Source organism: Actinoplanes sp. NPDC051537 (assembly GCF_055586105.1).
Window position 1 is genome coordinate 1 of record NZ_JBVJIU010000041.1, and the last position, 9,575, is coordinate 9,575.

At 71.9% G+C, this 9,575-nt stretch carries 8 protein-coding genes; 4 read left to right on the forward strand and 4 right to left on the reverse strand.

What is annotated here, in order from left to right:
- Positions 1 to 316 precede the first annotated feature (316 nt).
- The 3 genes from ACZ6TB_RS48505 to gsmA form a co-directional block, all read right to left on the reverse strand.
- On the reverse strand, positions 317 to 1,093 hold the full coding sequence (locus ACZ6TB_RS48505; protein WP_465568610.1) for an aldo/keto reductase: 777 nt from the start codon (positions 1,091 to 1,093) through the stop codon (positions 317 to 319).
- Between the two features lie 26 nt (positions 1,094 to 1,119).
- Entirely contained in the window at positions 1,120 to 3,417 is a 2,298-nt protein-coding gene (locus ACZ6TB_RS48510) for an ATP-binding protein (RefSeq protein ID WP_465568612.1), read from the reverse strand.
- A 64-nt stretch (positions 3,418 to 3,481) separates the two neighbouring features.
- Positions 3,482 to 4,624: a sporangiospore maturation cell wall hydrolase GsmA gene (gsmA, locus tag ACZ6TB_RS48515; protein ID WP_465568614.1), complete on the reverse strand. Its 1,143-nt coding sequence runs from the start codon at positions 4,622 to 4,624 to the stop codon at positions 3,482 to 3,484.
- A 274-nt stretch (positions 4,625 to 4,898) separates the two neighbouring features.
- Between gsmA and ACZ6TB_RS48520 the strand changes: the two genes are divergently transcribed.
- Both ACZ6TB_RS48520 and ACZ6TB_RS48525 read left to right on the forward strand, forming a co-directional pair.
- Positions 4,899 to 5,813 carry a phosphatase PAP2 family protein gene (locus tag ACZ6TB_RS48520; protein ID WP_465568616.1) on the forward strand — a complete coding sequence of 305 codons (915 nt, stop codon included), beginning with the start codon at positions 4,899 to 4,901 and terminating at the stop codon, positions 5,811 to 5,813.
- 89 nt (positions 5,814 to 5,902) lie between these two features.
- On the forward strand, positions 5,903 to 6,445 hold the full coding sequence (locus ACZ6TB_RS48525) for a general stress protein (protein WP_465568641.1): 543 nt from the start codon (positions 5,903 to 5,905) through the stop codon (positions 6,443 to 6,445).
- A gap of 124 nt (positions 6,446 to 6,569) precedes the next feature.
- Here ACZ6TB_RS48525 and ACZ6TB_RS48530 read toward each other — a convergent pair whose 3' ends face one another.
- The gene (locus ACZ6TB_RS48530) at positions 6,570 to 7,340 is read right to left on the reverse strand and encodes an RNA polymerase sigma factor SigF (RefSeq protein WP_465568619.1); all 771 of its coding nucleotides are present in this window, start codon (positions 7,338 to 7,340) and stop codon (positions 6,570 to 6,572) included.
- Positions 7,341 to 7,564: 224 nt separating this feature from the next.
- On the opposite strand from ACZ6TB_RS48530, the gene ppgK reads away from it, so the two are divergent.
- Positions 7,565 to 8,344 (forward strand): polyphosphate--glucose phosphotransferase, encoded by a 780-nt coding sequence (ppgK, locus tag ACZ6TB_RS48535; RefSeq protein ID WP_465568621.1) that lies wholly within the window; start codon positions 7,565 to 7,567, stop codon positions 8,342 to 8,344.
- 12 nt (positions 8,345 to 8,356) lie between these two features.
- The gene (locus ACZ6TB_RS48540) at positions 8,357 to 8,824 is read left to right on the forward strand and encodes a PPOX class F420-dependent oxidoreductase (RefSeq protein WP_465568623.1); all 468 of its coding nucleotides are present in this window, start codon (positions 8,357 to 8,359) and stop codon (positions 8,822 to 8,824) included.
- Positions 8,825 to 9,575: the final 751 nt, after the last annotated feature.

Here is a 9,575-nt window from a genome sequence, read left to right on the forward strand (position 1 = left end):
GTAGGGGTGGCGGGGGGGGGTGGGGGGGGTTTCCTCTGGCGGGGGTCCCACGAAAGGGGCGGGGGGAGGGTAGCCCGAAAACAAAGGCCAGGCCCCCCCCCCCCCCCCCCCCCCCCCCTGCGCGGCCTCGGTCGCGATCTCGGCGAGGACGGCGTCGCGGGCCGCCTCGTCCTTGATCTTGCGGGTGCCGTCCAAGCGGCGCTGAAGTCGCCGTTCGTCGCGCGGAAGGAGATCGGCAAGCTGCGTGCGCAGCGCGGAGACAGACACAGACATGGCGCAGCAAGAATAGGCGGATCGGGCGGGAAACGCCTGGTGATTAACGCCGCGCCAGGCGGTTGACGGCGGCCATCTCCTCGTCGGTCAGGGAGAAGCCCGAAATGTCGAAGTTCGTCTCGATGCGTTCGCGCGACTTCGACTTCGGGATCACCACGATCTCGTGCTGGACGTGCCACCGCAGCACCACCCGCGCCGTGTCGACGCCGTGCTCCGAAGCGATCTTCACCAGTACGGGGTCGTGCAGGTTCGTGGTCTTGAACGGCGAGTACCCCTCGACCACCACGCCGCGCGACCGGTGCCCGGCGACGAGCCGCTCGTCCCACAGGGTCGGGCCGAAGCGGATCTGGTTGACCGCCGGCCGCTCCCCCGTCTGATCGGCCAGCTCGTCGATCTCGTCGAGGTCGTAGTTGCTGACGCCGATGGCCCGGGCCAGCCCGGCCTCGCGCGCCGCCAGGAACTCGCGCCAGACGCCGACCGACCGGCCGCGCGTCGGCGGCCAGTGGATCAGCCACAGGTCCACGGCGTCGACCCGCAGCGCCCGCAGGCTCGCGGTGATCGTCTCGCGCTCCCGGCCGGCCCGCTCGGGCGGCAGCTTGGTGGTGATGAAGACCTCGTCGCGGGGCACGCCGGAGTCGGCGAGCGCGCGGCCCACCTCGTCCTCGTTGCCGTACATGGTGGCGGTGTCGATGTGCCGGTAGCCGGCCTCGAGCGCGGCGCGGACCGCCTGGTAGGCCGCGTCGCCGCGGATCTGCCAGGTGCCGAAGCCGAGCAGCGGCATCGCGGGTCCGCCGGCGAGCGGAAGGGCGGGAATGCTCATGGAACCATCATGCCCGCCCTTCCTGGTCACTCGGCCGGGTGATGGTGCGGGACCGGCGAGCGGAGCCGGGCCGCCGACGACTCGCGCGCCGACGGGTCGGCCGCCGGCAGGGCCGACAACCCGGGCAGGCGTACGTTCTCCATCGCCTCCCGCTCGGCGAGGGCACGCTCCAGCCTCTCGCGGGCCTCCTCGTCGGTGATCTTGTCCTTCCGCAGCTTCATGACGTCCTCCTCCAAGGGCAGGGTGAAGTGGAAGCGCGTACCGCCGCCGGGGTTGTCGGCGACGCCGATCTCCCCGCCGTGGCGCTCCACGATGCGTTTGCAGATGGCCAGGCCCAGCCCCGTCCCGGCGTATCCGGCCGAGGCGTGCGCCCGGTGGAACCTCTCGAAGACCGCCGGCTTGTCCTCGTCGGGAATCCCGATGCCGTGGTCGGCCACGTCGATCCGGGTCCAGCCCGGGCCGGCCGACGCGGCGGTCACGTCGACCCGGGCGGCGGCGCCCGGCCGGATGTACTTCAGGGCGTTGCCGATCAGGTTGTCCAGGACGTGCCGGAGCATCGCCGGGTCGGCCCGCACCACCGGCAACGGGCCGACGAAGACGTCCGGGCGGTCCGCCGCCGGCAGGTACCCGACCCGCTCCTCGATCACGTCGGCGATCAGCACCGACAGCTCGACCGGCTCGAAGCAGAGCGGCGCGTCCCGGGCCGTGGTGTACGCGAGCAGGGTGTCGATCATGGTGCTCATCCGCTCGACGGCCCGTTCGATCCGCACGAGCGACGGCGTCGCCGGGCCGGCGCCCTCGTCGAGGGCCGCCTCGCAGTGCCCCTTGATGACGGTGAGCGGACCCTTGAGGTCGTGGGCGACCACCCCCGCGAACACGGCGAGGTCGGTCTCGTACCGCCGCAGCTCGGTGATGTCGTGAAAGACCGCCACCGCGCCACGCTGCCCCGCGCTCGGATCCAGCGGCCGGCCGTCGACGCTGATCAGGATTCCCTCGGGCCGGGCCGGGTTGCGCACCAGCATCTCCACGCCGTCCGGCGTCTCGCCCCGCAGCGCCCGCACCAGTGGCAGCTCCGCCACCGGGTAGGGGGTGCGCCCGTCCGGCGCGAACAGCCCGTAGTGCGCCGGCCAGGCGTCCAGGTCGCCGGGGTCCTCGTCGGTGCCGAGCAGGTCCCGGGCCGCCGGGTTGTGCAGCAGGAACGCCCCGTTCTCGTCGACCACCCCGACCCCGTCGCCGATGCTGGCCATCACCGCACCGAGCAGTCCCGCCTGCCGCCGGCTCTCCCGCTCGGCCTGTCTCAGCTCGGCCGTGGCCGCCTCGACCTCGGCCATCGCCCGCTCCCGGCCGGTCGCCAGCACGTACACCAGACCGGCGAGGATGAGGGTGATGGCGAGGCTGCCGGCGAGCACCGCGCCCGGTAACGCGCTGCGGGCGCCGGGCAGCATCTTGGAGTCGGCCCGGGTGATCAGCGTCCATTCCCGGTCGGCGACGTCCAGCAGGCCCTGCCGCTCGAGATCGGGCTCGCCGGGCACGAAGTAGCGGGCCACCGCGGGCTGGGTGCCGTCGTCGTTGTGCGCGCGCAGCTCGCCGTCGAGCTGACCCTGGCTGACCGTGGCCAGCACCCCGTTGAGGAACTCCTGGCCGCGCATGCCGAGCACGAGCCAGCCCCGGAACGCCGGATCGGCGCTGCGTGGCCAGATCGGCGCGGCGAAGACGAACGAATGCTGCTGCTGCGACACCGGCAGGTTGCGGTCCCGCAGCAGCACGTACGTGTTGGAGACCGTCGGCCGGCTCATCCGGCGCGCGTCGATCAGGGCCTGGGTCGGCTCCGGCGCCGCGGCCAGGTCGAGCCCGCCGGGTGCGGCGAGCCCGCGCAGCCCCCGGGTGAAGATCGTGAAGTAGTGCTCGCCGCCGCCCGCCGTCGCGCCCGCGAACGGCTGCAGCACGAGCCCGTCCGAGCCGCGCGCCCGCCACCGCCGCTGGAGCTCCGGGATCTGGGCGTCGGTCGCCGGCGCCACGAACGCGACGCTGGCCGCCCCGATCAGCCGGGCCGACGCGAGCGGGGCGGTGGCCGCGTCGAAGTCCTCCCAGGTGAGGTTCTGGTCGGTGGACAGGCCGGCGGCGGTCGCCTCGAGCAGCGCGCCGTACCGCTCGGTCTCGGTGTGCACGGCGGCCAGGGCCATGTCGGCACGCTGGTCCATCACCCGCTCGGCGTTCTCGTGCTGGTTGGCGCGCAGCCCGGCCACGATCAGCGCGGTGGCGGCCAGCCCCGCGACGACCACGCCCGCGGCCAGCACGGGCCCACTGAGCTTCACCAACCTCACCAAAGCGAGCGTAATACGCAAATCGCCCCCGTCGGCGGGATCGGCCGACGGGGGCGAGGGAAACTCACTTCCAGATGTCGTACTGGTAGAGGTTGTACGAGGCCATCAGCGTGGTGACCTTGGTGTAGTAGTTCGGGTCGGTCGCGTACCCGGCCTTCCACACCTGCCAGATGAACTTGTTCGCGTCCTTGGTGTAGGCGAAGGCCGGCTTGTAGCGGCTGTTCACCTTCAGGAAGTTGCCGTGGTCGCGGAACGAGTTCGCCATGCCGGCGTAGATCCGGAAGCTCGCCGAGGTCGGGAAGCAGGTGCCGGCCTTGTCGCACTCGGTGGTGTTGTAGACGTGGCAGCCCTTGGCCAGCGTGCCGTAGCTCGTGCCCTGGCACTTGATCCCGAAGTAGTTGCTGTCGGTCGTCGATAGGCCGCTGCGGCCCCAGCCCGACTCCAGGATCGCCTGCGCGATGGTGACCGAGGCCGGCACGCCGTACTCGCGCCACCCCCGCTGCGCGCCCGGGACGGCGGCCGCGAGGAACTGGTCCGGAGTGATCGACGGGCCGGTCACCGGCGTGGTCGACGCGCCCGGGCACAGGTGCAGGGTCGGCGTCAGGACGTACGCGTGCGAGATGTAACCGCCGTCGGTGAGCCGGTTCCATTGGGTGGTCGAGCGGACGGTCCCGGTGACCATCGAGCCGACCACGCCGCAGACGCCCTGCACGGTGGCGCCCGTGGTCACCGCGCGCTTGACCGGGAAGGTGGTGCCCGGGCCGGTGCGGATGTTGACGGCGCCGTCGGCGCTGCGCACCGTGCCGACCTTGTAGGTGACGGCGGGCGCGGCCGGCTTCGGCTTCGCCTTCACCGGGGCCGCCTGCGGTGACTTGGTCGCGCAGAGCGGGAGCGTCCGGCTCATGTTGACGTACGCGTGGGTGACGTACGAGTTGTTGCTGAGCCGATCCCACTGGTTCGACGTGCGAACCGAGCCGCGGATGGACTGCCCGGTGACGCGGCAGACGGTGGTGACCTTCTGACCGTTGCGCAGCGTGCCCGTGATCCGGGAGGACAGCGACGGCCCGGATCGGGTCTTCAGCGTGCTGCCCACCTTGACGGTCGCCGTCACCCCGGCCGCCTCGGCCGCGACCGGCGCGACCACCAGTCCCGCGCCGGCGGCGAGCGCCAGCAATGGCCCGGCGAGCAGTCGGGTGTTGAGCCCCATGAAGAGTCCCTTCGGATCGGCCTGACGGTCCGTACGAAGGTCTCGGTGGCGCGTTGCGGGGCAAGAGCGATGGCGGGTGCGGATCGGTAGCACAGCGGCCACGCGGGGCGGGTGCGCCGGTTGCTCACTTCTGAGACTTAGGATGCAGTGCGCTCACGGCGCGCTTGAAAAAGTGCTCGGTTGGGCAAACGGCTACCGTCCTCAGTCCCCACGCTTCAGTCCCCACGCTTTAGTCCCCACGCTTTAGTCCCCACGCGCAGGAGGGCTCCCGCCGATGACGGCCCTGACGTCCCGAAAGCAGACGTCCTCGCGACGCGCGCCGGCCTCGTCCGACCGGGGCGCCGGCCACGTTCTGCTGCCCTTCGCCGTCGCGCTGCTCGCGGCCGCGGGGGTCGTGGCGACGTACGTCGTCTTCATCCGCACCTCGCTCGGCCAGCTGGTCGACACGGCGGCCATGCGCGGCGGCGACGTGCACCATCCCCGGGTGGTGGAGATTCTCAGCCGTACGCTCAATGGCACCACCCTGGTGAGCGTGGTGCTCGTCTGCGTGGTCGCCGCCGCGATCGGCATCGTGCGGAAGCGCATCGACCTGGCGATCGCGGCGACGGTGCTGGTGCTCGGCTCGAACGCGAGCTGCCAGCTGCTGAAGACCCGGCTCGAGCGGCCCGACCTCGACGACTTCCCGGCGCCCAACTCGTTCCCGAGCGGGCACACCGCGGCCGCCGCCTCGGTCGCGTTCGCGCTGATCCTCGTGCTTCCCTCGGCCGTACGCGGCATGGTCGCCCTGATCGGCGCCGCCTACGTGGCCGTCATCGCCGTCGCGACGGTGTGGGCCGAGTGGCACCGGCCGAGCGACACGGTGGCCGCCGTCCTGCTCGTGCTCGCCTGGTCCGCGCTGGCGTCCTTCGGCGTACGGCTGTGGCGCCTGCGCGCGACCGCCACCGCCGAGCACGTCAGCAGGTTCAGCGTGCTCCTGCTGCTCGCCGTCTCGGTGGTGACCGGCGCCGCCGCGGTGCTGGGCCTGGTCTCGGCGGTCATGTCCGAGCGCGTCTCACCCGACCTGGTCTCCGGCCGCTTCGTCTTCCTGACCGGCTCGGCCGGCTGCGCCGCCGTGGTGGCCGCCGCGTTCCTGATCTGGGTACGCGTGGCCGTCGACGCACCCCTTTTCAAGAGAGGCACGAAGAAGTGACCACCCCCGATAACACCACGCCCACCGCCCCCGGCCCCGGCTCGGTTCCCGGCCCCGGCGCCGTGCCCGGCCCCGCGCCCGAGCCCGATCTGTCGGCCGCTCCGGCGTCGACCACCGTCCCGCCGGGACCCGCCGGGACGCCGACGCTGCCCAGCCAGAACCTGGCGGCGCCCGCCGTGCCGACCGTCGTGGTCGGCACCTACCCCGACTACGCGATGGCCCAGCAGGCCGTCGACCACCTTTCCGACAACAAGTTCCCGGTCGAGCGCACCGCCATCATCGGCACCGACCTGCGCCTGGTCGAGAACGTGCTGGGCCGCCTCACCACGGCCCGCGCCGCGATGGCCGGAACCGCCTCCGGCGCCTGGTTCGGACTGTTCGTGGGACTGCTGTTCGGCCTGTTCAGCGACTCGAACTGGTTCGCCGTGATCTTCGTCTGCCTGCTCATCGGGGCGGCCTGGGGTGCGATCTTCGGCGCGATCGCCCACGCGGCGACCGGTGGGCGGCGCGACTTCGCCTCCCGCAGCTCACTGCAGGCCGGCCAGTACGCGGTGACCTCCGACGCCGAGGTCGCCGACCAGGCCCGCCAGTTGCTCGTCCAGCTGAACTGGCGCGCTTCAGGCGCCTCTTAGGCCCTTCTCGTTAGGCCCTTCTCGTCTTAGGCCCTTCTCGACGAGGAGCCCCGGAGCTGCTGCTCCGGGGCTCCTCTGTGCGGTCCCGGCCGGTGGCGGCCGACCGGGACCTTGGGGCGGGTGACTAGAAGGTGGCATCCAGCTCCGTGCGGAGCTTGGCCAAGGCTCGCGTCAGCAGGCGCGAGACGTGCATCTGGGAGATGCCGATCTGGTCGGCGATCTGCGACTGGGTGAGGTTGCCGTAGAAGCGCAGGGTGAGGATCTTCTGCTCGCGCTCGTCCAGGGTCGCCAGGGCGGGGCCGAGGGCGACGCGGGTTTCGGCGAGCTCGTATTCGTGGTCCTCGCCGCCGAGGGTGTCGCCGAGCTCGGTGGTGCCGTCGGCGCTGATCGGGGTGGAGAGGCTGGTGGCGTTGTAGGCGCGGGCGCCTTCGAGGCCTTCCAGGACGTCTTCCTCGGTGACCTGCAGGTGAGCGGCGATGTCGGCGACGGTGGGGCTGCGGCCGAGGCTGTGGGTGAGGGTGCTGTTGGCCTCGGTGATCGCGAGTCGCAGTTCCTGCAGGCGGCGGGGGACCCGGACGCTCCAGGTGCGGTCGCGGAAGTGCCGCTTGATCTCGCCGATGATGGTGGGGATGGCGTAGCCGGCGAAGTCGACGCCGCGTTCGGGGTCGAACTTGTCGACGGCTTTGATCAGGCCGACGGTGGCGGTCTGGATGAGGTCGTCGGTGGGCTCGCCGCGGCCGGAGTAGCGGTTCGCGAGGTGGCGGGCGAGCGGCAGCCACGCCTCGATCGCATTGTCCCGCAGCACGCGCCGCGAGGGGTGCCCGGCCGGCAGCGAGGTCATGTGGGTGAGCAGGTCGGAGGCGCTTTCGGCCACGGACTGCTGGGTCTGGGTCATGCTGTGGTCCTCCATCAGCGGGCAGAGAGCCGTGCCCGCACGCGGCGACCGTTCCGTGTTTCCACGTTAACCACAAAGACTAGCCACGCCTAGCCGAAAGTATGAGTCATTCACGTCGAACGGCCTATCCGTGCGGGACGGGGAGTAGCCCGGGCAGGATTTGATGTCGTCCGCACGTGGTAAACAGCGGGGTACATCGGCGAACCAGGAGACGGGAAACAGGGATGGCCACTCTCGGCATCGACATCGGCGGCTCCGGGGTGAAAGGCGCACCGGTCGACACGGTGCGGGGCGAGCTGCTGGCGGAGCGCTACCGCGTCCCGACGCCGCAGCCCAGCGACGTGACCAGCGTGGTCGAGGCGGTGGCCGAGGTGGCCGCCCAGTTCGACGACTTCGACCGGGTCGGGATCACGTTCCCGGGCGTCGTCGTCGACGGCGTCACGCGTACGGCGGCGAACGTCGACAAGACCTGGCTCGACGCCCCCGCCGCAAAGCTGTTCAGCGAGCGGCTCGGCAAGCCGGTCACGGTCCTCAACGACGCCGACGCGGCCGGCGTGGCCGAGGTGGCGTTCGGCGCGGGCAAGGACCAGCCCGGCCTGACCATGATGCTGACCTTCGGCACCGGCATCGGCAGCGCGCTCTTCCTCGACGGCGTGCTGATTCCCAACACCGAGCTCGGCCACCTCGAGATCGAGGGGAAGGACGCCGAGGTCAAGGCGTCCGACCGGGCCCGCGAGGCCGAGGACATGAGCTGGGAGAAATGGGCCGGCCGGGTGGAGACCTACCTGCGCCACGTCGAGATGCTGCTCTCCCCCCGCCTGTTCATCATCGGCGGCGGCGTGAGCAAGAAGTCCGACCGCTTCTTCCCGCTGATCGACATCCGCACCCCGATGGTCCCGGCAACCCTGCTCAACAACGCCGGCATCATCGGCGCCGCCATCGCGGCCGTCCAGGCCGAGGGCGACCCCGGCGCGATCCCGGTCGACGCCGCGGCCCAGGCCTGAGGAGGAGCGCGCATGCCCCGCACCATCGCCACCAACACCGACGTCGACCGCGAGGCCCTGCTGGACTTCGTGCGCCCGCGCCACCACGCGATCCTGATGACCACCCGCCGGGACGGCCGCCCCCAGGCGTCACCGAACACGTGCGGCGTGGACACGGCGGGCCGCATCGTCATCTCGACCTACCCCGACCGGGCCAAGGCCACGAACGTACGCCGCAACCCACAGGTCTCGGTGTGCGTCCTGTCCGACGACTTCGGTGGGCCCTGGGTCCAGGTCGACGGCGTGGCCGAGGTGCTCGACCTGCCCGAGGCCCTGGAGCCGCTGGTGGAGTACTTCCGGGTGATCTCCGGCGAGCACCCGAACTGGGACGAGTACCGCGATGCCATGCGCAAGCAGGGCAAATCGCTGATCCGCGTCAGCATCGAGCGCTGGGGGCCGATCGCGACAGGCGGCTTCCCGGCCCGCCTCGCGGACGAGTAGCACACTTCGCGTTCGCGTTTCGCTTTTCCACAACGGCGGCCTGTCCACAGGCCGCCGGTTCCGTTACGCCCAAGATCGCTTTTTCCCACCACAATGACCAGCGGGGGCTCCCCCAGTGGAGGGCGGGACTGGCGGCGGGCGGAACTGGCGGCGGGCGGAACCAGCGGCGAGCGGGACAGGCAGCGCGCGGGACAGGCAGCGCGCGGGACAGGCAGCGCGCGGGACAGGCAGCGCGCGGGACAGGCAGCGCGCGGGACAGGCAGCGCGCGGGACTGGCGCGGCTGACGGTGAGGCTCCGGGCGTGCGACAGGCCCGGAAGCGCTGGTCAGGCGGCCGCGGCTGCTCTCCGGGCGCCGCCGAATTCACGGGCGGGACTGGCTCGGGTGCGGGGCCGGCCTGAGTGCTAGGGCAGCCGGTTAGATCTTGGAGGAAATGTGCGCGGGGGACGCACGAATTCTTCATCGCCTACGAGGCCGCCCGGATGCGCGTATTGGTAAGCAGAGCAAAGGGCAGCCGAGCGGAGTGGTGGGGAACGCCGGATCGACCGGAGCGGCTCAATCACGCCGTTCAGGGACGGCGGCGAAAGAGGCTGAGACGGCCCGGAGCGGCGCGCGGCGCCCAAGCAGGCGGCCCGGCTGGGTGCGTCGGAACGGACGGCAGCGGGGGGGGGGGGGGGGGAGGGGGGGGGGGAGGGAGGGGGGGGGGGGGGGGGGGGGGGGGGGGGGGGGGGGGGGGGGGGGGGGGGGGAGGG